This is a genomic window from Nitrosomonas sp. Is35, from assembly GCF_033063295.1.
GTDB lineage: Bacteria > Pseudomonadota > Gammaproteobacteria > Burkholderiales > Nitrosomonadaceae > Nitrosomonas.
This window is the reverse complement of sequence record NZ_JAWJZH010000001.1, coordinates 2,802,762-2,824,716: the sequence shown is the minus strand read 5'-3', so window position 1 is coordinate 2,824,716 and position 21,955 is coordinate 2,802,762. Positions and strand designations below refer to the sequence as shown.

Genomic DNA, 21,955 nt, shown 5'->3' with positions numbered 1-21,955 from the left:
CCCAGATTAGGCATCCACTCAGCCTTACGGTTCATGATGATTTACGGCTAGCGAGAGTGCTAACAGATTGCACGCATTAATATACATGATATGTGTCTTTTATCCACTATTTGTTCAGAATTAACTTGCCATTCCGGGTGCGGCGCAGCGAATATTGCTCGCCTTTATGCAGTATCAGCACAACATCGCCATTCTTGAATAGCACATCGCTATTGATCAATGTACTTAAATTCAATAAATCAGGTTTGGGTGAATTTCTTACGATTACTTGAGATGGGTTTGTAGTATTCATGGTTAATTAGAATTACATATAATGAGAATGATTCTCATTATATGTAATTCATGATGAAATGCAAGACCTCGCTAGAAATTTTGTTTGAGCGGCTTTTTGATACTGGAATAGCGAAAAGTAGATGAGTCCGAATAGCCATCAAAATTTGCAGGGGTTTTATTGGTGAAGTCAATAGATAAGTGTATACTGCAAATTTGCTGTTTAGGTGATTGCAAGCTATTGAGATGTATAGTTAAAGTTTTTGTAAACAATTGAGCTGCTCATCATGAATGAGTAAGGCGATTTGATTCTACAGTGATGATCGAACGGCGTAATTTTTATCGAATTCTACATGTTCAGCCCGATGCTCCGATGGCGGTGATAACGGAGAGCTATCGGGTGTTGATGCAAAAGCTGAACATTCGTGCTGATCTGAATAGTCCGGATTGGAATGCCAGTTTACTCAATATAGCTTATAGCACCTTGCGGGATCCTATTAAGCGTGCTGCTTATGATCGTGAGTTGCTGAAACGTTATCATATTAGAGTGCTGAGCCAGGGTGCGCTGGGTTCTAAAACGGAAATTGAAGTAGAAAGCGCCAGAAGTGAACAGTTATCCGGATTGAATCAACGCAATTATTACCGGATACTGCAAATCCAGCCCGATGCGCCGATTGCCACAATCAAGGCTAGTTATCTGGCGCTAAAAAAGAGTACTGCCGGAGATACCGCGTTACTTGATGAAGCCTATCGAATTTTGTCCGATCCCAGGATGCGTCAACAATATGATGATATATTCGCGGGAGGATTGTTTCGTGCAGCGAGAAAAATCACGCAACAAAATAATAGCTTGTCTGGATTGACGGTTCGGGAAAGCAATGCATCACAATTTGCTGTTGAGCAGTATCGGCCAGTTATCACGCGTTATTGCTCGTTTTGCAAAACGCCCAATGTGCCGCAACCCGGCGTGTATCAAAGTGAAAATTGTCTCGAATGCGGGAGCCCATTGCTTTTATTGCATCATGAGAATCTGGAGTCATCGCAGCGCGCCATGCGGCGGATCAATATCAGTGGAAGGTTTGAGTTTTACTTATTCTGGCCGGGGCAGCCATGCCTGGGCACATGCCAGGATCTTTCACCGATGGGAATACGCTTCATGACTACTGAGATGCTCGATTCCAATGACGTCATTAAAATTGATGCGCCCAGTTTTCAGGCCGTGGCTGAAGTAACGCATAAGCGGCATGAGAAAAAAGGGCTTTCGGTTGGAACTCGTTTTATTGCCATTAAATTTGATCAGCGCTATGGGAATTTTGTCACAGTGCAGGTATAAACCGATGATAAAGTCGTCGTCTTAAGTCATTCACAGTAGGTTACATCAAATCAAATTGACCGGTATCTTAAAGTAGGCAACACCATTTGTCTCGACCGGCGGCAGTTTCCCCGCTCTGATATTCACCTGTATCGAAGGCAGCAATAAATTGGGCATCTCCAGGGTTGCATCACGGCGATTACGCATGCTGACAAAGGTGTTTTCGTCAATACCGTCATGAACATGAATATTGTGCGCGCGTTGTAGTGCCACGGTGCTTTCCCATGCGGCCGCGCGCGTGGCGGGAGGGTAGTCATGACACATAAAGAGCCGTGTTGTTGGCGACAGAGCCAGTATTTTCCGGATGGAATGAAATAGCTGATGCGCATCCCCTCCCGGGAAATCCGCACGTGCCGTACCTATGTCCGGCATGAAGAGTGTATCGCCCACAAACACGGCATCATCGAATTGATATGCTAAATCAGCGGGGGTGTGGCCGGATACGGAGATGGCTTTGCCCGTTAGATTCCCAACTGAGAATAACTCGCCATCAGCAAACAGGTGATCGAAATGATGGCCGTTAGGGACAAATTCATCGCCGAGATTGAAAATTTTCGTGAAGGTCTTCTGTACGGCGGGAATATGATCACCAATGCCGGTTTTTCCACCTACTTGATGTTTGAGGTAATCGGCGGATGACAAATGATCCGCGTGCGCATGCGTTTCCAGTATCCACTCTACCGATAACCGCCGTTCACGGATGAATGCAATCAACTTGTCAGCAGAATACGTGCTGGTTCTGCCCGATTTGGGATCGTAATCCAGAACTGGATCAATAATGGCGCAATTTCCGCCCGATTCGTCAAAAACAACATAACTGACGGTCCAGGTTGCCGGATCGTAGAATGCTTGAATAGTAGGCTTCATTGCGTTCTCCTGTTATATTATTAGGAAAAATCTTACATATTATATTGCATTTATCTATAATTATACAATATTACATATTGTAATTAATTTATGCATTGTGATCGAAATGCAATAGAAGGAGGAAATCAACCATGTCCATCACTTTTGATTTAGTACCATGGCATGCGCTGACCGGTGGTTTTGTCATAGGAATTGCGGTGACTTTGCTATTATTTTTTGACGGCCGCATTGCAGGCATATCCGGGATTGTGGGTGGATTATACCGGGTAAAAAAAGGCGACATCAGTTGGCGTGTTGCGTTTATTTTTGGACTTATAGTGTCGGCGGTCATCTGGAAGCTTTTTTTTGACATGCCGCCAATACAAATAGAAACCAGCCATGCGATGCTCGCGCTTGCTGGTCTGCTGGTGGGCTATGGTACCCGTCTGGGTTCGGGGTGTACCAGCGGTCATGGCGTGTGCGGTCTATCGCGCGGGTCGCCGCGCTCCATTGCAGCGACGGTGGTATTCATGCTGACTGGTTTCGCAGCGGTTTATTTATTGCGGCATGTTTTAGTTTAGCCTGGATAAATGGATTATTGGAGAATCAAAATGGTGAGTTTTATCGCGTTAATCGCTGGGATTATTTTCGGTTTCGGAATCATCGGCTCAGGCATGGTTAATCCGGCATTGGTTTTGGCATTTCTTGATGTGACAGGCGATTGGGATGCTACGTTGCTATGGGTGATGGGCGGTGCAGTGACTGTTGGTACTGTTGCTTTTATGCTGGCAAGAAAGCGTGAGCAATCCTATCTCGGTTTACCGATGCAGATACCTGGTGTGGCTAAAGTAGATAGCCGCTTGCTTTTAGGGAGTCTCTTGTTCGGAATTGGCTGGGGAATTGCAGGCATTTGTCCCGGGCCGGCCTTGGTATTAATGGGAACGGGCAACGGTGATGCTCTGGTGTTTCTGGTTGCGATGCTACTGGGGATGGGGATCTACCAAATAATGCAAGATCGTGGCTGATTTGATGTAAATGAATTAGAATCTTGAATGTCAGATAAATATTATTTTATTATCCTAGTCTTATTAACATAAGTTAACGTAAAGAATTAATTAATCATGAAAACAGATTCAGCCTTAAACAATATCGCAGCGCTGCATTCATCCGCATCGGAGGCCTGCGCTTTACTGAAAATATTGGCTAACGAAGACCGGCTGCTCATTTTATGCGAATTGACCAAAGGAACCCGTAATGTGGGGGAGCTGGAAGAATTGCTGGGAATTCATCAACCCACCTTGTCGCAGCAATTGACGGTGTTGCGTGAAGAGAATTTGGTTGCGACGGAGCGTAAAGGGAAATACATTTACTACAGTTTGGCAAGCCAGGACGCCGTCAAAATCATGGAAACTTTATTCAGTCTGTATTGTAAAAATCATCCCGATTGAAGGAAGGGCGCGATCATACTGATACCGGCTTGAGCAGTTCGTTTTGACGGCAGTTTTTCGTGATACCGTTTTTAGCAGATTTTTTCGATTGTCTTATTCTATCAGTGGGTTATAAGGAGTATGTTTGATGACCTGCTGATTACCAACAGCAAAGCAGGAACTACAGCAGAGGCCGCTGTAGTTCCTGCAAGTGTTTCGTTCATGGATGTTGTTAAATTGCGTTGAGCCGGTTGGCAAGTGAAGCTAACGTTCAGTTCAGCATGATTTCACGTAGTTTTTCTTCCAGTGGAGGGCGCAATCCGGTTTTCCGGGCATCTGCAATGGCGACTTCCGGATCGATGCCTTGGGTGATGCGATAGCTGGCCCACATGGCACTGGCCCGGTTACCCGATCCGCAATGAATCAGTACTGGCGTTTGCACCGATTGGAACACTTTGGCGAATTGGGCCACTTGCTCCTTAGTGATACCGGCCACTGTCGTTGGGATGTTGAAATAGGCGATACCAACCGAGTCGACCAATCCTTTTTCTTCGGCAGTTCCTTCGTTTTTGGTACGCAAATCAATAACCGTTTTGAAGCCGGTAGCTGATAGTGCTTGCACGCCGCCATCGCTGATCATTCCTGATATGGCGACTTGTTCCGTAGCGCGGCTGTAATTTTGTACGGGAATTACCTGGTGCGCGAATGGCACGCGGCCACCCGATGCTTGTGTAAGGCCGGTAAACAACATGCCCGCCAGCGTAATCAGAATGATAGAGTATTTCATAGAAAGCCCCATTTGCTGTGTTAAGTGAAAAAAGATTGTTTTCATTGTAGCCGGACTGAATAATGAAATACAAATTATTCCTGCCGGTTCCGGTCTATTGAATGGACGCAATGCAATCCGACAAATTTCATCAAAGGAAAAACGCTCATGCCGCATGAACACGCATCGGAAGCCAACGGTACACCCGCATGGCATACCTATCCACCGCAGCACACGCTGGATGCGCTGAATACCGGAAGCGACGGACTATCGCAAACGGAAGTGCAGCAGCGGCTTGAGCGCTATGGCGCAAACCGTTTGAAGACTCCGCAGGCGAAGAGTGCCGTGATGCGGTTTCTATTGCAGTTTCATAATGTGCTGATTTATATCTTGCTGGTTGCATCCGTGCTGACGGCGGTTCTCGGGCATTGGGTGGATAGCGGTGTCATTCTGGGTGTGGTGGTCATTAATGCCATCATCGGTTTCGTGCAAGAAGGCAAAGCGGAAAAAGCGCTCAATGCAATCCGGCACATGCTGTCGCTTTCTGCGATTGTGATACACGCGGGTCAACGGGAACAGATTCCGACAGAGCAACTGGTGCCCGGTGATATTGTCCTGCTGCAATCGGGCGATAAGGTACCGGCCGATTTGCGCTTGCTCCATTGTAAAAACCTGCGTATCGAGGAAGCTGCATTGACCGGAGAATCGCAAGCGGTGGAGAAATCCATCAGTGCGGTTGAGGCCGTGACAGCTATCGGAGACCGGTTCTGCATGGCGTACTCCGGTACGCTGGTGGTTTATGGACAAGGAACGGGTATCGTGGTTGCCACCGGCCAGCAGACCGAGATCGGCCGTATCAGTCAGATGATCGCGCAAGTCGATAAGCTGACCTCGCCGCTCCTGCGGCAAATGGCGATTTTTGCCCGTTGGCTGACGCTGGTGGTTTTATTGCTGGCCGCTGGTATTTTTGTGTATGGATTGTTGTGGCAAGACTATCCGCTCAGTGAAATTTTTATGGCGGCAGTCAGTATGGCGATCGCGGCTATCCCGGAAGAGTTACCGGCCATCATGACGATCACGCTGGCATTGGGAGTGCAGAATATGGCGCGGCGCAGCGCCATTGTGCGCAGACTCCCGGCGGTTGAAACGCTGGGGGCCGTAACGGTCATTTGCACCGACAAGACCGGAACGCTGACGCGCAATGAGATGACCGTGCAACGCGTAATCACTGCCGGCGATCAATTGCAGGTCAGTGGCGCGGGTTATGCGCCAAAGGGCGGTTTTAGCCGGGATGGCGCGGAAATTTCCAGCGCCGGTCATGCCGATCTGCGGGAGCTGTGCCGCGCCGGTTTGTTGTGTAATGACGCATTACTGCGGCAGGGCGATGATACTTGGGAGATACAAGGCGATCCGACAGAAGGTGCGCTGATTACCTTGGCGACGAAGGCCGCGCTGGATCCCGCGCGGGAACATGAGCAGCTGCCGCGCATTGATGTGATTCCGTTTGAGCCGGAGCACCGCTTTATGGCGACACTGCATCATGATCACACCGGGCAAAGCCTGGTTTATGTCAAAGGCGCGCCGGAAAGAGTGCTGGTTATGTGCAGTCATCAGCGTAGCCAAGGGGAAGACCGCCCGCTTCAGTCCGATTTCTGGCAGGCCAGAATACGCGAAGCAAGCGAGAACGGACAGCGTATCCTCGCCATTGCCAGCCGTGTGATGCCGGTAAAGCAGCACACATTGGCGATGTCCGATGTGGAAACCGGATTCACTTTGCTCGGCTTGGTTGGCATTATGGATCCGCCGCGCGAGGAAGCGATTGCCGCTGTGCAGCAATGTCATGCCGCGGGCATACGCGTCAAAATGATTACCGGCGATCACCGCATCACCGCTGCTGCGATTGGTGCAAGCCTGGGCATTGGGGATGGTCAGCAGACCGTGACGGGAATTGAGCTGGATGGAATGGACGATGCGCAATTGCGCCGGGCGGCTGCGGATGTGGATATTTTTGCCCGCGCCGATCCGGGGCACAAGCTGCGTCTGGTGAACGCTTTACAGAATAACGGTGAAATTGTTGCCATGACCGGCGACGGTGTGAACGATGCGCCAGCCTTAAAGCGCGCCGATATCGGTGTAGCCATGGGACGGAAAGGTACCGAGGTGGCTAAGGAAGCGGCTGAAATGGTACTGACGGACGATAATTTTGCGTCAATTGCGCATGCCGTAGAAGAAGGCCGCACAGTTTACGATAATATCCGCAAAACAATGGTGTATGTGCTGCCGACCAATGGCGGTGAAGCCGGATTGGTGCTGCTGGCCATCATGTTTGGTATGGCGTTACCAATTACGCCGCTGCAAATTTTATGGATCAATATGGTCACGACGGTGACTTTGGCGATTTCTCTTTCGTTTGAACGGCCCGAAATGAATGTGATGTCGCGCCCGCCGCATGATCCCCGTGCGCCGGTTTTGTCGGGCTTCCTGGTGTGGCGTATCGTTTTTGTCACGCTTTTGATGATTGGTGGCAGCTTTGCCTTATATTTCTGGGAGCTGGCGCAAGGTTCGAGTGTTGAGCTTGGCCGTACCGTGGTGGTGAATGTGCTGGTGCTATGTGAAATTGTCTACTTATTCAATTGCCGCTATTTGATCGCTTCCGTGTGTTCGCGTCAGGGCATGCTGGGTAATCGCTATGTGGTGTTGGCGGCGGGTTCGTTACTGATATTGCAGTTGCTGCTTACTTATTTACCCGTCATGCAACAATTATTTGGTACCGTTGCACTGGATGCTGCGGCTTGGGGACGTATTGCCGCAGTGAGTTTGATTTTGTTTATAGCGATTGAATGTGAAAAATACTGGTTGCGGCGCAGGGGATTGAAGAATTTATGAAGGGCCAATTTATCCAGTTAAGTATAAATTGGCCCGTTTTCATCCCCTAACCGGCGGATGCAGTTTTCAACATTATTACAGTGCTGCGAGGAAAGCCACGAGATCGGCTTTTTCTCTTTCGGTCAGACCGATACTGAAGCGGGTGTTGTAAAACTCAACCACGGATTGCAGATCCGGTGCAGAGCCATCGTGGAAGTAAGGTGGGCGTGAAGCAACCGAACGCAGGATCGGTCCTTTGAAACGGCCAATATCCTTCCATTTGCCGGTCAGCAACGCACGGCCTGGATCGGTCGTTTTGACGATTTCACCCGTCGTTTTGTTTTTCAGGGTGTACAGCGGCATATCCGGTGTGCGGCGCGATTCATCGGCAATACCGATATCCAGAGGCATTGGTGTGGAGTGATTGCCTGAATTCGGGGTGTTATGGCATGTTGTGCAAGTGCCTGGCAGTACGCTAACGGCCAAGTCATCATTAATGCCTTTTACCCCTTTGATCAAGATCGGTTTGCTGTTGAATAACGCTTGTCCGCGTGCAATGGCAGCGCGTGCGCTTTTGGTGCCATGAGTGGATTTGGTTGCTTTAAAGCGATTCCAGCTGTCATAGAGTGACATTGCGTTGGGATTAAAAGGTTCGCGTGTTTGGTAGTCACCCGCTAATGTATCGTTAATGCCAAAGTGATAATTTTGCTTTTTCAGTGCTTTAGGTCCGCCGAGTGCATCTTCTGCGGTAAGTTTGCCGGCGTCATTATCTTCAATTTGCGCAGTAAATAATCCCGATTCAAATGCCACGATCGCGTCGCGCTCTTCTTCGGTCAGATCGCGCAGCGCTTCGGCATGGCCTCGTGTGGCGTGATTGGCTTGGGTGCTCAAGTCAAACGATACCGGAGAGAAACAAGTCGATGTGCCGAAAATACAATCGCTGGAGCCTGGTTTCAGAGTTGTTTCGCGGCCATCCCACATGACGGTGCTGAGGAACTTCAGGTTGGTGGTTGGCATCGGGCGGCGGAATAGAGACAATTCGGTTTCGCTGGCGAAGCCATAAGGATCATCGGCTTCGATCAATTCAAATTCCGCGCCGCTGGGAATACCGATTCCCACGCGAATATTGGCTTTTTCCAGCAGCATGCTGTAAGCCGCGCGGCGTTTTGTAACCGTAGTTACATCCGCGAGGGGGGAGTTGGCGCCATCCACCAGACGGAAAAGCGGATCCAGACCTTTTGTTTTATTGAACAGTTTCTTTACTTCTTGCGGGGTGATGGTCCATCCTTGATCCGGTGCATGGCAAGAAGCGCAGCTGCGGCCATTGGTTCCGATACTTTTGAAAAATGGGTTATTAAGATCAATAAAACCTGCTGTGCTATAGGTCGCATCTTTCCCATGGCTATTTTCCGCGCTGAACATATTCGGCAGGCGGTTTGGATGATCATCATGCTCGAGATCATGGCTGTCTTTGGCAAACGCGGGTGCTGCCAGCATGATAAGTAATGCTGATATTGCTTGCAGCTTAATATTGTTCTTCACTTACTTTCTCCTATTTGTGAATAAAATGGCTAAATTTTTCTCAAAATTTAGCGCAACAAAGTTTCAGCTAAATGCTGAAAATTGCGGCGTAGTCTAGTCGAATAAATAAAGACCGGATATAGTCTTGTTGAACTAGTGGTTATAGTCTAATTAACCTAGAGCAAACTGGCTGTGAGAAAAGTCACATCTGCTGAATTAAGTTGAAATTACGTGTAGAAAAAGTTCCGAAGGGGGTAGGTTTCGCGGAGGATAACTGCTGAATAGAAGACTACCAAACGCGGATTGGTAGTCTTCTTGCTGCTATAGTACTGATTTTAATTAGAATTAGTTTGATCAGTAAATCAAATAAAAGCTTTTATTCTCGTTCATTCTTATCGGATTTGTCCTGGTTACCGCTATGCTCACCGAAATGTTTCAATGATTTTTTCCACGCGCTTTGTCCTATGATACGTCCAAATTTGCGCGCTACTAAATCGCCGTCAATGAAATGGATACCGCCGTAGCGTCTGGAAACACCTGCTTCATCAGCAGCATCGGAGAAAGTAGCCCAGTAGAGGACAATATCTTTAGCCGGTACGGTACCAGGTTCGACTCTTGATGATCCGGCTGGTATGACTACGCTATGTCCGAAGTTGTCGCTTTTGGTAAACAGCTTCAGCGTTTCCGCACCTGCGGCACTGAAGATGCTGTGTCCCGAGAAATATTCCGGAAATGGAGGCGTAACTACGCTGGCGGCTTGATAAGGTTTCCAATCGGCACCGTCGATTAACCCTTGCCATGAGGGAATATGTTGACCAGCGAAGAGAAAGTGTATGGCAGTAACGGGTCTGACATAGTCAAAATACCGTTTGATATCCCACGACACAATACTGGCGTCCAGAATAGCATTGGATAAAGCGAAAAACATTTTGATATCTTGATCGATATTGTGCGCGTCACGATCCGATACGAATGTGGCAAACAATGTCCAATGTCCGGGTGGCAGTTCGGATAACGGACCATCCGCCCAGTACTCAGCGATGACTTTTTTCTCGTCGGTTAAATGAGCGCCGTAGTCGACAACTTGTTGCGCTTGAATACGATAGCGCTCCGGCTCGGTGTTATAGTTGGCGGGTGCAGGAATATCTTTCCGGAATTGCGAGCCGGATTTCAGAGCATAAGGTTTCACGTTTCCCCAATGCGGCGCAATGTAAACCTGATCGTGCCCGCCGACTGATAATGGCTGCCAGTGATTCGGATCGTTAATGGATGAAGACGTGTTGACTGGTGTATATCCGGTGTAATCACTGTAGGGAGCTCCGCCGCCATTCAGATCGCCTAATTGATTGGAGCCGTCATGATGGCGGAATTCAATGACCGCCGCCGCTGCAACATTGCCAACACCTGCTGGAGTGGAAGTATCGGTCGAATTGTCCAAAGGATAACCTAATGTACCCATCAAGCTATTGAAACTGATAACTTGTGTGGGAAACAGATCGGATAAGCATTTATGAGCAGCATAGCTCATGGCTTTTGCTTTATTCGCATGGGTATGTTCATTGACAGGGCGGCGCAGATGATCTTCTAGTTGCGTGCCTTTTGCTTTTTTGTCATAGGCTGCCCACGCATCAAACATGCAAGTATGTGTGATTGCCAGCGATCTAGCCACAATTGGCGGGCCTGGGTGTGTGGTGCGAATGGCTTCCAGCGCAGCATTATTCCATTTCGTTACGATAGTTTCTGCAATGGTTAGTTGGCTGCAAAAATACATTGCGGTGCCCAAAGTTGCAAATGCGACTCTTCTGATATTTTGGTGTTTCATTTATTTCCTCCTTCTCCGTGGATAAAAAGAGCTGAATTTTTAAAACTTAACGCAACGTAATATTCAGTAGCTACTGAAAATAGCTATTATTTCATTTAAATCAATGCTAATTCGCTATGGTTATGTTGAGTTAATAGTTGTAGTCTAGATAAACTAGGTTAAGTTGGCTGTGAGAAAAGTCACACAAGAAAACATGACTTAATGAGATAGTTATTCGCGGTTAAAAATAGAAAAACCGATGCGATTAACTGAGTGCAAATCTTGAAGATCGCATTGGGTTTCAGGAAGTCCGGTATTTAAGGAAGTTCTGAGAAAGATAGTAAACGATGGCGAAGCAAGATGAAGTCAGGTGAAAATGTGTGACCTGGGAATGAATAGCGAGCATTCTGAATCTGATCATGTCGCAGCATAGCCAAAAGAGCAGTAGTTCTCAGAACTTCCTTAAGTAAATTTTTTTAAAGGAGAGTAATGTGAATCTGAAAAAAGTAATTGTTCCAGTATTTATTTGTATTTTAATTCCATTGGCAGTTCATGCTAAAGATCGTAATGACAGTAAAGATCATGATGATAATGCAGGTAAACACATGGTCCTCAATTTGACAGGATCTGGAGATATGTATGAAAGTAAAGTTCCGGATATCGATGGAGATGGTGTAGAAGATAATGCAATGTGTTTTGATGTTCATGTAGTTAATGCGAAAAATAATCAGATCGTAGGACGTGGAACCGATTGTTTGTCAAAAGTTACTCCAACAGGAACTGGGGTTGCTTTGGTCGGTACAACATACTTTCATTTACCCGCTGGTACTTTGGTTACCAGAGGCAAGACCAGTGTACAGCCAGTCCTTCAGCCGACTACAACCCCTAGGGGACTCACGGTTACTCATATTACGGGTGCTGCCAGTGATCAAAATTCCGTTATCGGTGGGACCGGACGCTTCGCAGATGCTTCAGGAAAAGTACGCTTATCCGGGATGGTGAGTATGGCTAATTTTGCAGGTAATGTTGGTGATCCAATGGTATTTGATTGTTTATTCGTAATAGATTTGGATTAATGCCATAGCTCTAGACTTGCAGATACAATTTGTAAGTCTAGAGCTGCCTAATTTGCTGGTTTAAAATTATATTTAATTGGTTAAGATGTAAGAAATCTCAGGGTTGTTTACAGAGAGGTTGATTGAAATAAGCGTGAAGTATTTCATAAGGGGTAGCATTATTCAAACTCTTATGAGGTTTGACGGTATTGTAGAAGTTAATGAAACGGGAAAGCAGAATGCGCCGATCGGCGCAGTCTTTAAAGGAAATCTGGCTGTGCCACATATCCATCAGGGTGCGGATGACTCGTTCGGCTTTGCCGTTGGTTTGCGGACGATTGATGCGGGTAAACTTCTGTCCGATACCGTGTTGTGTGCAAGCTTTGCCGAAAGCATGGCCGTCAGTTCCTTTAAATTCCTTGCCGTTATCGGAATAAGCGCAGTCGATCTGATACGGACATTGGGCAATGACAGTGTCTATGAGAAAGCGAGCTGCGCTGTGTTGAGTTTTATCGGGAAAAATATCGGCATACAGCTCCCTGGAAAAATCATCGATGGCCACAAACAGGTATTCGCGAGGTTCATTGGCGGATTGCCCTTTCAACAAGGAAAGCCGCTTGGTATCAAAGTGAACAAGCTCGCCTGGGTAAGACTTGTTATAGCGTTTGGCTTCACGCTTGAGCCGGGGGGTGTCCTAGATTTTGTGTAAACGGTGGTTAATAATGCCGAGGCATTCTTTCGTTAAATTGAATAGTAAACCTGTTTAGTGCCGGTTTCCAATCTCTTAGTGGCATAGACCATTTTTTGGCGATATTGCTGAGAGCCAAATAGAACAATTTGATCACAGCTTCATCGTTGGGAAACGATCCACGGTTTTTGCTGACTTTGCGTAGGCTCATATTGACTGACTCAATCGCATTGGTGGTGTAAATAATGCGCCGTATCTCAGGCGGGTAGTCGAAGAATGGAATGATGCGTTGCCAGTTATTGCGCCAAGATCGGGCGATCGGTGGATAAGCATAGTTCCATTTATCTTCAAAGTCGGCTAACGCGTGTTCAGCCTCATCAATCGTGGCGGCGCTGTAGACCAAACGTAAATCAGCAGCTACTTCCTTGCGTTTATTCCAGCCGACGTAGTTGAGACTATTACGAACCATGTGCACGATACAGAGTTGTACAATGGCATGTGGATAGATGGTTTCAATCGCTTCGGGAAAGCCCTTTAAGCCATCGACACAGGCGATAAAGATATCTTGCACGCCACGATTTTTGAGTTCAGTGACAACGCTGAGCCAGAACTTGGCACCCTCGGTCTGAGCAATCCATAAGCCCAGTATTTCTTTATGGCCCTCCATGTTAATGCCGATCGCCAGGTAAATCGCTTTGGTACGAACGCTACCAGCGTCACGAACTTTGGCATGGATACAATCGAGATAGATCACAGGATACACCGCATCGAGAGGCCGGGATTGCCACTGCTTCACTTCATCCATTACGCCATCAGTGACCGTAGAAATGAGCGTAGGCGATACTTCTGTGCCATACATTTCAGTGAGGTGCTGTTGGATTTCACGCACTGTCATGCCACGGGCATACAGCGAGAGGATCTTGTCATCAAAGCCCGCCCAGCGGGTCTGATGCTTGGAAATGATCAGAGGCTCGAAGCTGCCCTCACGGTCACGGGGGATCTCGATGGGTAACTCACCGAATTCACCTTTCAGGGTCTTACGGCTTTTACCATTTCTGGTATTGCCAGTGGCATTGACTACCGTTTCGTGCTTATCGTGACCAAGATGATCGGCCATTTCTGCTTGCAAGGCACGTTCAACCAACGCTTTGGTGAGTTGCTTGAGAAGACCATGCTCACCGATTAAATCTTCTGGCTTTTTGTAATCGGCCAGCAGGCTATCAATTAAGCCGGCTGGCAGGGGTTTGGGTGTGGTCATTTTTGCTCCAAAAATATATAAACAGTTTCCTGCAATATGACCATTTACACAAAATTATTTACACCTCCTTGAGCCGTTCCTGGATGGCTTGTTCGACCTTAGCCAGGCGCTTAAGACCGTATTGCAACGTCTTGAACCGCTGATTGGTGCTGTCACGCGGCGTAAATTCCTGCAGTCTCGCGCGTTTCAGTACATCATAAATCGTTGGCCGGCTGACATGAAAGCGTTCCGCCAAATGCGCCACCTTCCACAGCCGGGTTTGATAAAGCCGCCAGATTTCCTGACGATCTAATAAAGTTAATCGGGTGCGTTTGTGTATGTTCATCTACAGTATTCTCCCAAATACTGTAAACAACGCTAGTAATTCTTACAGTTAAGACAATATTGTCTGCACGTTTTCTATCAGAAACGAGATTGCGATTCAGAGCTTCTTGAACAATCAGATCCATCAGACCGGGAGCATTGACTCCGATGTGGCGCCAGGCCATGACAAAAGGAGCCCAAGCGGACAGACCCGGCATGGTGTTGACTTCATTCAGGATTGGGCCGTGCGGGCCTAGGAAACAATCAATACGAGCCAATCCACACATATCCAAGGCTTGCCACGCTTTGAGCGCAAAATCCTGAAGCCGGGCGGTGGTGTCAGCATCCAGCCGGGCGGGCACAATATCGTCCAAGGCATCAGCGCTATACTTTGCCTCGTAATCGTAGCTATCGGAATGGAGGGTGGATTCCGCTACTGCTGACATCATTGGCTGGGCTTGGTTGCCGACGATGCCGATGCCGTATTCAATGCCCTGAACTTGGGCTTCAATTAGAATGCGGCTATCCCAGTTCAAGCCCGCTTGGATGGCTGGAGCCAGATCTTCGAATCGTGTGATCCGGCTGAGGCCGATGGAAGAACCGAGCCGGGCGGGCTTGATAAAGAGCGGCAACCCCAAAGGGCGGCAGCGTTCCAGGCAAGCTGCCGGATCTCTGGCCCAGGCGGCGCTGTCGATGGCGGCCCACGGCGCCACAGCCAACCCTACGGCTTCACAGCACTGCTTGGTCAGGATCTTGTCGATACCCAACGCCGAGCCTTCCAGATTACAGCCGCCGTAGGCTAGGCCTAAGAATTCCAACAGGCCCTGTATGCTGCCATCTTCGCCGCCTTGACCGTGAAAGACGGGCAGAAAAAGCCCCCAATCTCCCAATCCCCCATCCCGGAGACAGCTGGCGCCGGATGGATGAGCGCGATCCTGAAGCCAAGAGCAAATATCATCAGCTGGAGCATGTTCACCGGGACCGAAAAAACTGACTTCATTACGAGCAAAGAAAGTGGCAATGGCTTCCTTGCAGGTGGCTGAGGAAGTTGGCTGGCCGGTTTGATCAAAATAAACACCGCGAACCAGGTAGCGTGCTGGATTCAGGTGGAGCAGAGCGAATAATCCGGATTTAACGCTGACCCAATGCTCGGGGCTTTTCCCACCGAAGAGAACAGTAATAGGCTGACGAGTGTCGCTCATAGCCGGTCCTTAAAGCTAATGTTAAATTGATTCCGGCGCCGGTGGCGTTCCAGGCCGGCAGCCATGATTTGATCCAGCAGATCGGATGGAGGTAAACCAGCCTTGGCGAAAGCCTGCGCGTAAACGCTGTGTGCTCCGAAGCCGGGCATGGTATTGACCTCGTTGATCGCGAGCTGGCCATTTTCCCAGAAACAATCGACACGCGCGCAGCCTTCCAAGCCCAAAGCTTGCCAGGCAGACTTGGCCAAATCCTGGAGTTCCCGCGTCTGAGCGGGATCGAGACGGGCAGGGATGGCATCCTCTTGAGCCTCAGCACCGAACTTGGCTTCATAATCGTAGAAATCGGGATTGAGCGTGTAACCAACAACCCATGAAACTTGAGGTTCATCCAGACCACAGAGCCCAATACCGTATTCCGGCCAGTTGCATTGAGGTTCCACCAAGGCGCGGCGATCCAGAATCAGAGCTTGTGCCAGGGCAGCGGCTAAAGACCGGCGATCTCCGGCTTTCGCAACACCCAGGGAAGATCCCAGGCTGGCGGGTTTGACAAAGACCGGATAATTGAAGCGAGTTTCGGATTCTTGCACCCGCTCGGCAAGGAGAGGGTGGATAGCTTTGAGAGTCCCCAGATCGGGCGTAGTTGTGCCGGGTAGAAGGTCTATGTGTTCTTTGATTGCTGCGATGGTATCAACGGAGCCTAGTTCCCAATCCTCGATGATCACTTGGGGAAGCACAGGCAGGCCGGATACCTGGAGAATGGCTTTCGTCTTGATCTTGTCGATGCCAATAACCGAAGCGGCAATACCGCAACCCGCATAGGGAACGCCAAGGAACTCGCAGAATCCCTGGAAACTGCCATCTTCGCCGCCTCGGCCATGAAAGGCTGGCCAAATCAGATCCCAGCTACCGCTGGTAAGAGCGGTCCAGGCTGGTCCAGTCCAATGGGTGGCCTGCCGGAAAACAGCGCGGCAGTGTTCGGCACCGGCCGGATCGATCCAAGCTTTGATGTAAGGATGAACTGCCCAGGTTTCAAATAAAGCGGGCAACTCGGCTGCTTCCGCCAGACGCCCATCCGGATATTGATAAAAGAATCCTGGCTGGTGATCCGGCCGGAACTGACTCAAGAGCCAGAGAGCGCTTTCGATGCTGCCAATATGTTCGGCGCCGGTGCCGCCACAGATCAGCGCAAGCTTAAGGGATGGCAAGTGAGTTGTATTCGGAGGTATGGGAGTTGGAATAGAGAGCTGCATGAAAAGTCAGGTATTACAATTTACATTAGCGCCGCCCATCGTACCAAATTGGTAGTTTCTTTTTATCCTGCAACGTCTTACGTGGACTGAACATGACGCTGAAGATTTGCCCGGCGATTTCCCGGCCGGTATAGAGTTTTACCTTGCGCGGTGAAGTCACCAGCGGGTGGCGGGTCAGGATGGTGAATTTCAAGCCGCGCTTGCGGCCCCATTGCTTAAGCAATTGACTGAGATCGATTTCATCGGCGGCGAATAATTCCTGATTAAAACCGCCCACGTCGCGAAACGCATCGGTACGGCAAACCACCAGTGCGCCCGATGCCCAATGGAAAGTGACTGAGCACACGGTCCATAGCCGCATCGCGGCATTACCCCACCACGGCAACCCGGGCATATGCATGACACTGCCGCAGCCGACGTATTTACCCGATTCAATCATGTGAAGAATGTCGGTGATCATGCCGGGATTCAGCAAGCTGTCGGCATCGACAAACAGCAGCCAGTCACCAGTGGCGGCTGCCGCGCCGGTGTTGCGTGCGCGGCCGATCTGGTTGATTGGCTCGAACACGACTTTTGCGCCTGCTTGCGTGGCCAGTTCCGCGGTTTTGTCGCTGGAATTGTTGTCCACGACAATGACTTCATGGGTAAAACCGGGTTTTGCGTTGGCGCCGACTGATACTTTGATGGAATCCAAACAGTCGAGGATCAGCTGTTCTTCGTTAAAAGCGGGGATGACGATCGACAGATGCATGGCCAGCTTGGAATTGAAAGTGAATGTGCGGATTCAGGATGGAGAGCGGGGGACCGCTCTCCAGTGCGAAATTAGAACTCGCCTTGTTTGATGTAAGGTTGTGACCACAGAATTACTTGCATCAGCACGGATTTGCGCCATGCGTCTTGCATGCGATCCACATCATCGCGGGAATGACCGCCTTTTTCCAGGAACGGACGCAGAGTGGTGGTGATCGGGATCAATAAGGCAAAAATGTAATGCACATGAATGATCGGCACCGCTTTGACGTTGTCCGTGGTGTTTTTCTTGGTGGTGTGGTGACGCAGACCGATTTCGTGTTGATAGTTTAACCAGTCTTGATTGTATTCCGCATTGGCGGTATCCAGAATCCACTGGCCAAAACGTTTGCGCACGCCACCGAGGTAGTCCATGTTGGGTTGACCGTCGGCTGCGTTGGTAAAGTAATGCAGCAGGAAAGGGGTTGAGCCGACAAAGCCGTACCACACGTCGAGAATTTGCTCGACTTGATCTTTCAATATGTCGTGCGACATTTTCAGATAACGCACATCGTCATCACCGAACAGCGATGCTTGTTTCAGTTTGGCGAAATCATCCAGGGATACGGGAGATTTTCCAACAGCAGCGGTACCGTAGGTATAGCCAGGTATATTTGTTGCCATAAAATTTCCTTTTTAAATGTTTACGAGGTTAATCACCATAACTAACAGCGATTGTCGTTAGCTATGCATTGTATATCATGCTGTTATGCAATGAATTCTTGTTAAATGCTAGAGAAAAGTAAACCGGTTAAATATTTGCAACGCGGATTCTACAGGATTGATAATTTGTGCGGGTAACCTTTTTAAGGTTAATGATTAGGTGTTTTCAATAACGCATCGAACCAGACTTTCCAGCGCTGGTATTTTTTGACTAAAGCGTTGTTGTCATTGAAAGCCATGATGTCCTCGGCGTGCCGATGGTATTTTATTTTATGTTCGCTCGCGAGTAATGCCGCGCCCAGCAGACTTGCTTCTTTTTGCTGCAAATGCGAAACCGGGCAAGGAGCGCACTGCGCGATGCCCTGTTGCAGACAAGGTAGTTCGGATAGTCCGCCTGATAGATAGACTCTGGTTAATGGCGAGTGCCGGTGAAAATCTTCCACAATGCGTGACACCCGGAAAATAATGGCTTCGAGCAATAACGCGGCGATTTGCCGTGCGGTCAGCGCGGATGTCGATTCGGAAAAGTGTATGCCCCAGTCATTGCGAAAATACGGCGCGCCTAAACCGCTGGGTTCCGCCAGGCAGAAAATATCATTTTGCGCTAAATCTGCGGTGTTGCAATCTTTGACCGGATAAGGCGCGAGCGCAGCGGCGATGGAATTGAGCGTGCCTTCGATAGCAAACTTTGTTTCCCGCTGGTTATCCTGATAAACCAATGTGTGCAGGTAACCGCCAAACGCGGATGTATCGGCGGCAAGGGAGCGGATCACGAAACCGCCGGTGCCGAGATTCACCAAAGCTTCGGAAGAACGATCGGTCAAACTGGCAATGAGCGCGGCGGATTGATCACCCACGCTGGCTTGTAAAGTTACACCGGTATTCAGCGATAAATTCAATCCGGTGGATGGCTTGAGGTGCGGCAAAATCGAGCGGGGAATATCAAACAGATGGCATAACGTATCCGACCACTGTTGCCGGTGGATATCCATCAATAGCGTGCGCGCGGCCATCGAAGCGTCGGTGACAAAATGCGCACCGTTGGTCCAGTGCCAGATCAGGAAAGTATCCAGTGTGCCTGCAAGCCATTCGCCTTGAACCAGCTTCTCACGCCATGACGGATTTTCCTGTAATAAAACACTGAGCTTGGGGGCGAAGTAATAGGGCGTCAAACGCAAGCCGGTCAGCGAGTGCAAGGTCTCCTCCGACGCATGCAAGCGCTCGCAACAGCTTTTTCCCCGGTCATCCTGCCACGAAATCAGAGGTGTTACCGGCTTTCCGCTGGCTTTATCCCAGATCAGAAAGGACGAGCGCTGGCTGCACAATCCCAGCGGCGGTTTGTTGTCTGCTTGTGCGATGCAGTCTTGCAGCACTTGCGCGGCGATCCGGGCATAATCCGACGCGCTGCTTTCGTACCGCCCATCGCGGCTATCGATCGCGGGTGCAGGTTGAGTGACGATATGCTGGAGGTTTCCCTGCCGGTCGAGTAAAGCGGCTTTGATCGAGGTTGAGCCCAAATCGAGCGCAACGGAAGCAGCTGAAATCAGTGCGCGATCCACGGCGCGCAGCGCTCAATTTCGTGATGCAAACGAGCATCAGACCACTGCAAGGGCACCGCCACGCGTAAGGCGATCTGCCGCAACTGATCCTGCGTCAGTTGGGTGAGAATCAATAACGGCAAGCGGCGGCGTAATAGATCGTCGAGGTGGGCGATCATTTCGTTCGTTGCACAGTACAGCAGATCGGCAACAATGAACGGTAGCGACGGGACAATACGTTGTGCCAGGCTGGTGTCCGCTTCGATGCGGCGAAAAATTTCAGTCACTTGTGTGCCGTGACGGCGTAGCAGCCATGTTGCGCTTTCCGCGTCAATGTTTAGCTGTATCGCGCGGTTCTGCATCGTGCTGAACCATGCTGGAAAAGCTTCTTGCGGCGCCCAAGGAAAGCGGGTTGTGTGCGTGATGCAAGGCTGTACGATGCCCAATTGCGTGCATACTGTGTCGACGATGCAAGCGGCATCCTGGCGCGATGAGGTTATTTTTCCGCCGATGGCATAGTGCACACCGTTAGCGGCGGTTTTTAGCTCCCAATCGCGGCTGACTGCGGAAGGTGAACTGGCAGAAGTGGTTTTTATGGGTTGTTTAAAAACCCGCACACCGGCAAAGCAACCGATGATATCGGCTTTAGTCCACGGTGTTTTCAGATAGCCATTGGCGGCGGCGAGCAGATAATCGATATCGCTGTCATTGGCACGGATTGCTTCCACATCGCCTGTGAAATCGGTGTCGGTGGTGCCGAGCAGCGTTAAACCGTACCAGGGAATCATAAAAAACACCCGTCCATCGGACTGGGCTGTCAGCAATAAAGCTTCATCGTGCAGCACGGCGGGCATGAGCAGATGCACACCTTTGGCCAAACGGCACCAGTCGCGGCTGGGTGATCCGGTTGCCAGCCACTGGCCGGTGGTGAAAACGATCTGCTTGGCACGGATTGCCTGTTCGGCTTGCGTGAGCTGATCGCGGATAATCGCGCCGTCTGCTTTGCCATCAGTTTCCAATAATCGCACCAGCTGGCAATAATTGATGCAGTGCGCACCAGCTTGTTGCGCACCGGCGATGAGTTCCAGCACTAAGCGGGCATCATCGGTTTGCGCATCGGCGTACGTGAAGCCGCCTTTCAGTGCAACGTTGGTGAGTGCCGGAAAATGCGCAGTGAATTGTTCCGGATTGAAATACTGGTGCCGCATGCGCGGTTCTGGGTCTTGCGCCAGAAAATCGTACAGCGTTAACCCCAGTTTCAATTGCAGACGGTTAAAACGCTGCTGCGCGTACACGGGCACGCCAAAGCGCAGCGGCCAAATGCGGTGCGGCGCGTTATGCAGCAGCAGAGTGCGTTCTTTCAGAGACTTGCTGACCAGTTTGAAATCGTAGGTTTCCAGGTAGCGCAAACCGCCGTGAATCAATTTGCTCGATGCGGACGATGTGGCGCTGGCCCAGTCGTTTTGCTCGACGAGGGCGACTTTCAGGCCGCGCAATGCGGCGTCATAAGCTGTCCACGCGCCATAGATGCCGCCGCCGCAAACAAAGAGATCGAAGGGTTGATGGTGTAATGCGGCGAAGTCCCGTTTCATCGATCGCGCAGCGTCAGCGCTTGTTGCGGCACATCGCTGATCAGAATATCCACGCCCAATTGCAGAGCTGCTGTGATCTCCGCGTCGCTGTTGCAGGTATAAACCGCGACACATTTACCCTGTTCACGTAACAGATCGACCATCTCGCGATCCAGATTTTGAATGGGCACACAAAGCCCGTGAAGGAATGCATGCGTGCTTAAAAGTGCACGCGCATCCGCGACAGTTTGATCGTCTTCGAAATTGTATACCAGCGGAAATGCCGGGTTGTATTGATGCGCGTACGCTAGGCTGGGCAGATTGAACGAGGAAACGATAATGCGTTGCTCCGTGTTTTGCCCGATCATATCGAGCGTCTGGCGGATTTTCAATTGATGACGGGAAACCGCTTCCCAGTCGCGATTCTTGATCTCAATGAGTAAGCGGCAGCGGGTACGGTAAGCGGCCAGAAAATCCTGCAAGGTCATGATGCCCTCGCCGTCCGATTCCGGATGAATCAATGCCTTGAGTTCGCGGTAATCGAAATCGTCGATGCGTTTGCCGTCCAAACCGATTTTATTCAGAAAGCGGTCGTGCCAGAGCACCGCAATCTCATCCCGGCTCAACTGCACATCGGTCTCGATGCCATCGATGGCATACCCTAACGCTTTATCGAAAGCGCTACGGGTGTTTTCCAGCGCTTCCCGGTTAGCGCCGCGATGCGCGAACACCAGGGACTTTTTGCGCGGCTGGTTGTTGAGTCCGGACAT

At 49.8% G+C, this 21,955-nt stretch carries 20 protein-coding genes and 1 pseudogene; 6 read left to right on the top strand and 15 right to left on the bottom strand.

What is annotated here, in order from left to right:
* Positions 1-106: 106 nt before the first annotated feature.
* Positions 107-292 carry a hemin uptake protein HemP gene (gene hemP, locus R2083_RS13200; protein ID WP_317538702.1) on the bottom strand — a complete coding sequence of 62 codons (186 nt, stop codon included), beginning with the start codon at positions 290-292 and terminating at the stop codon, positions 107-109.
* Positions 293-643: 351 nt separating this feature from the next.
* Between hemP and R2083_RS13195 the strand changes: the two genes are divergently transcribed.
* Positions 644-1,603 (top strand): molecular chaperone DnaJ, encoded by a 960-nt coding sequence (locus tag R2083_RS13195; RefSeq protein ID WP_317538701.1) that lies wholly within the window; start codon positions 644-646, stop codon positions 1,601-1,603.
* A 45-nt stretch (positions 1,604-1,648) separates the two neighbouring features.
* On the opposite strand, the gene R2083_RS13190 is transcribed toward R2083_RS13195, so the two are convergent.
* Positions 1,649-2,509 (bottom strand): MBL fold metallo-hydrolase, encoded by an 861-nt coding sequence (locus R2083_RS13190; protein WP_317538700.1) that lies wholly within the window; start codon positions 2,507-2,509, stop codon positions 1,649-1,651.
* A 131-nt stretch (positions 2,510-2,640) separates the two neighbouring features.
* Between R2083_RS13190 and R2083_RS13185 the strand changes: the two genes are divergently transcribed.
* The 3 genes from R2083_RS13185 to R2083_RS13175 all read left to right on the top strand — a co-directional run bounded on the left by R2083_RS13185 (position 2,641) and on the right by R2083_RS13175 (position 3,936).
* Positions 2,641-3,069 carry a YeeE/YedE family protein gene (locus R2083_RS13185; protein WP_317538699.1) on the top strand — a complete coding sequence of 143 codons (429 nt, stop codon included), beginning with the start codon at positions 2,641-2,643 and terminating at the stop codon, positions 3,067-3,069.
* Between the two features lie 30 nt (positions 3,070-3,099).
* Complete coding sequence (locus tag R2083_RS13180) at positions 3,100-3,513, top strand: DUF6691 family protein (RefSeq protein ID WP_317531699.1); 414 nt, start codon at positions 3,100-3,102, stop codon at positions 3,511-3,513.
* 96 nt (positions 3,514-3,609) lie between these two features.
* A complete protein-coding gene (locus R2083_RS13175) occupies positions 3,610-3,936 on the top strand; it encodes a metalloregulator ArsR/SmtB family transcription factor (protein WP_317531698.1) in 327 nt (108 codons plus the stop codon).
* A 250-nt stretch (positions 3,937-4,186) separates the two neighbouring features.
* Here the strand turns inward: R2083_RS13175 and R2083_RS13170 are convergent, their stop codons facing one another.
* Positions 4,187-4,702: a protein tyrosine phosphatase family protein gene (locus R2083_RS13170; RefSeq protein ID WP_317531697.1), complete on the bottom strand. Its 516-nt coding sequence runs from the start codon at positions 4,700-4,702 to the stop codon at positions 4,187-4,189.
* Between the two features lie 147 nt (positions 4,703-4,849).
* Here R2083_RS13170 and R2083_RS13165 point away from each other — a divergent pair, with 147 nt between their 5' ends.
* The gene (locus R2083_RS13165) at positions 4,850-7,567 is read left to right on the top strand and encodes a cation-transporting P-type ATPase (protein ID WP_317538698.1); all 2,718 of its coding nucleotides are present in this window, start codon (positions 4,850-4,852) and stop codon (positions 7,565-7,567) included.
* 75 nt (positions 7,568-7,642) lie between these two features.
* Here the strand turns inward: R2083_RS13165 and R2083_RS13160 are convergent, their stop codons facing one another.
* Both R2083_RS13160 and R2083_RS13155 read right to left on the bottom strand, forming a co-directional pair.
* Positions 7,643-9,088, bottom strand: coding sequence for a cytochrome c peroxidase (locus R2083_RS13160; protein WP_317538697.1), 1,446 nt, complete (start codon positions 9,086-9,088; stop codon positions 7,643-7,645).
* Between the two features lie 355 nt (positions 9,089-9,443).
* Positions 9,444-10,889 carry a vanadium-dependent haloperoxidase gene (locus R2083_RS13155; protein WP_317538696.1) on the bottom strand — a complete coding sequence of 482 codons (1,446 nt, stop codon included), beginning with the start codon at positions 10,887-10,889 and terminating at the stop codon, positions 9,444-9,446.
* A gap of 470 nt (positions 10,890-11,359) precedes the next feature.
* On the opposite strand from R2083_RS13155, the gene R2083_RS13150 reads away from it, so the two are divergent.
* Positions 11,360-11,944 (top strand): hypothetical protein, encoded by a 585-nt coding sequence (locus R2083_RS13150; protein WP_317538695.1) that lies wholly within the window; start codon positions 11,360-11,362, stop codon positions 11,942-11,944.
* Between the two features lie 97 nt (positions 11,945-12,041).
* On the opposite strand, the pseudogene R2083_RS13145 reads toward R2083_RS13150, so the two are convergent.
* The 10 genes and pseudogenes from R2083_RS13145 to R2083_RS13100 form a co-directional block, all read right to left on the bottom strand.
* Positions 12,042-12,557, bottom strand: a pseudogene (locus R2083_RS13145) (integrase core domain-containing protein); the annotation flags it as partial.
* An 82-nt stretch (positions 12,558-12,639) separates the two neighbouring features.
* Entirely contained in the window at positions 12,640-13,869 is a 1,230-nt protein-coding gene (locus tag R2083_RS13140; protein WP_317537414.1) for an IS256 family transposase, read from the bottom strand.
* A 58-nt stretch (positions 13,870-13,927) separates the two neighbouring features.
* Positions 13,928-14,104: a hypothetical protein gene (locus R2083_RS13135; RefSeq protein WP_411172514.1), complete on the bottom strand. Its 177-nt coding sequence runs from the start codon at positions 14,102-14,104 to the stop codon at positions 13,928-13,930.
* Complete coding sequence (locus R2083_RS13130; RefSeq protein ID WP_317538693.1) at positions 14,064-15,374, bottom strand: D-alanine--D-alanine ligase; 1,311 nt, start codon at positions 15,372-15,374, stop codon at positions 14,064-14,066. The genes R2083_RS13135 and R2083_RS13130 overlap by 41 nt, the downstream gene beginning before the upstream one ends.
* Positions 15,371-16,579 (bottom strand): hypothetical protein, encoded by a 1,209-nt coding sequence (locus R2083_RS13125; RefSeq protein ID WP_317538692.1) that lies wholly within the window; start codon positions 16,577-16,579, stop codon positions 15,371-15,373. The genes R2083_RS13130 and R2083_RS13125 overlap by 4 nt, the downstream gene beginning before the upstream one ends.
* 70 nt (positions 16,580-16,649) lie before the next feature.
* Positions 16,650-17,375 (bottom strand): glycosyltransferase, encoded by a 726-nt coding sequence (locus R2083_RS13120; protein WP_317531691.1) that lies wholly within the window; start codon positions 17,373-17,375, stop codon positions 16,650-16,652.
* 71 nt (positions 17,376-17,446) lie between these two features.
* Positions 17,447-18,037 (bottom strand): protoglobin domain-containing protein, encoded by a 591-nt coding sequence (locus R2083_RS13115; protein WP_317531690.1) that lies wholly within the window; start codon positions 18,035-18,037, stop codon positions 17,447-17,449.
* Positions 18,038-18,225: 188 nt separating this feature from the next.
* On the bottom strand, positions 18,226-19,635 hold the full coding sequence (locus tag R2083_RS13110; protein ID WP_317538691.1) for an FGGY family carbohydrate kinase: 1,410 nt from the start codon (positions 19,633-19,635) through the stop codon (positions 18,226-18,228).
* A complete protein-coding gene (locus tag R2083_RS13105; RefSeq protein WP_317538690.1) occupies positions 19,620-21,206 on the bottom strand; it encodes a glycerol-3-phosphate dehydrogenase/oxidase in 1,587 nt (528 codons plus the stop codon). The genes R2083_RS13110 and R2083_RS13105 overlap by 16 nt, the downstream gene beginning before the upstream one ends.
* On the bottom strand, positions 21,203-21,955 hold the full coding sequence (locus R2083_RS13100) for a glycerophosphodiester phosphodiesterase (protein ID WP_317531687.1): 753 nt from the start codon (positions 21,953-21,955) through the stop codon (positions 21,203-21,205). The genes R2083_RS13105 and R2083_RS13100 overlap by 4 nt, the downstream gene beginning before the upstream one ends.

Excerpts from the sequence above, each read along its gene's own strand:
- hemP (WP_317538702.1), bottom strand. The coding sequence starts at position 292 with ATGAATACTACAAACCCATCTCAAGTAATCGTAAGAAATTCACCCAAA.
- R2083_RS13195 (WP_317538701.1), top strand. The coding sequence starts at position 644 with ATGGCGGTGATAACGGAGAGCTATCGGGTGTTGATGCAAAAGCTGAAC.
- R2083_RS13190 (WP_317538700.1), bottom strand. The coding sequence starts at position 2,509 with ATGAAGCCTACTATTCAAGCATTCTACGATCCGGCAACCTGGACCGTC.
- R2083_RS13185 (WP_317538699.1), top strand. The coding sequence starts at position 2,641 with ATGTCCATCACTTTTGATTTAGTACCATGGCATGCGCTGACCGGTGGT.
- R2083_RS13180 (WP_317531699.1), top strand. The coding sequence starts at position 3,100 with ATGGTGAGTTTTATCGCGTTAATCGCTGGGATTATTTTCGGTTTCGGA.
- R2083_RS13175 (WP_317531698.1), top strand. The coding sequence starts at position 3,610 with ATGAAAACAGATTCAGCCTTAAACAATATCGCAGCGCTGCATTCATCC.
- R2083_RS13170 (WP_317531697.1), bottom strand. The coding sequence starts at position 4,702 with ATGAAATACTCTATCATTCTGATTACGCTGGCGGGCATGTTGTTTACC.
- R2083_RS13165 (WP_317538698.1), top strand. The coding sequence starts at position 4,850 with ATGCCGCATGAACACGCATCGGAAGCCAACGGTACACCCGCATGGCAT.
- R2083_RS13155 (WP_317538696.1), bottom strand. The coding sequence starts at position 10,889 with ATGAAACACCAAAATATCAGAAGAGTCGCATTTGCAACTTTGGGCACC.
- R2083_RS13140 (WP_317537414.1), bottom strand. The coding sequence starts at position 13,869 with ATGACCACACCCAAACCCCTGCCAGCCGGCTTAATTGATAGCCTGCTG.
- R2083_RS13130 (WP_317538693.1), bottom strand. The coding sequence starts at position 15,374 with ATGAGCGACACTCGTCAGCCTATTACTGTTCTCTTCGGTGGGAAAAGC.
- R2083_RS13120 (WP_317531691.1), bottom strand. The coding sequence starts at position 17,375 with ATGCATCTGTCGATCGTCATCCCCGCTTTTAACGAAGAACAGCTGATC.
- R2083_RS13115 (WP_317531690.1), bottom strand. The coding sequence starts at position 18,037 with ATGGCAACAAATATACCTGGCTATACCTACGGTACCGCTGCTGTTGGA.
- R2083_RS13105 (WP_317538690.1), bottom strand. The coding sequence starts at position 21,206 with ATGAAACGGGACTTCGCCGCATTACACCATCAACCCTTCGATCTCTTT.
- R2083_RS13100 (WP_317531687.1), bottom strand. The coding sequence starts at position 21,955 with ATGTCCGGACTCAACAACCAGCCGCGCAAAAAGTCCCTGGTGTTCGCG.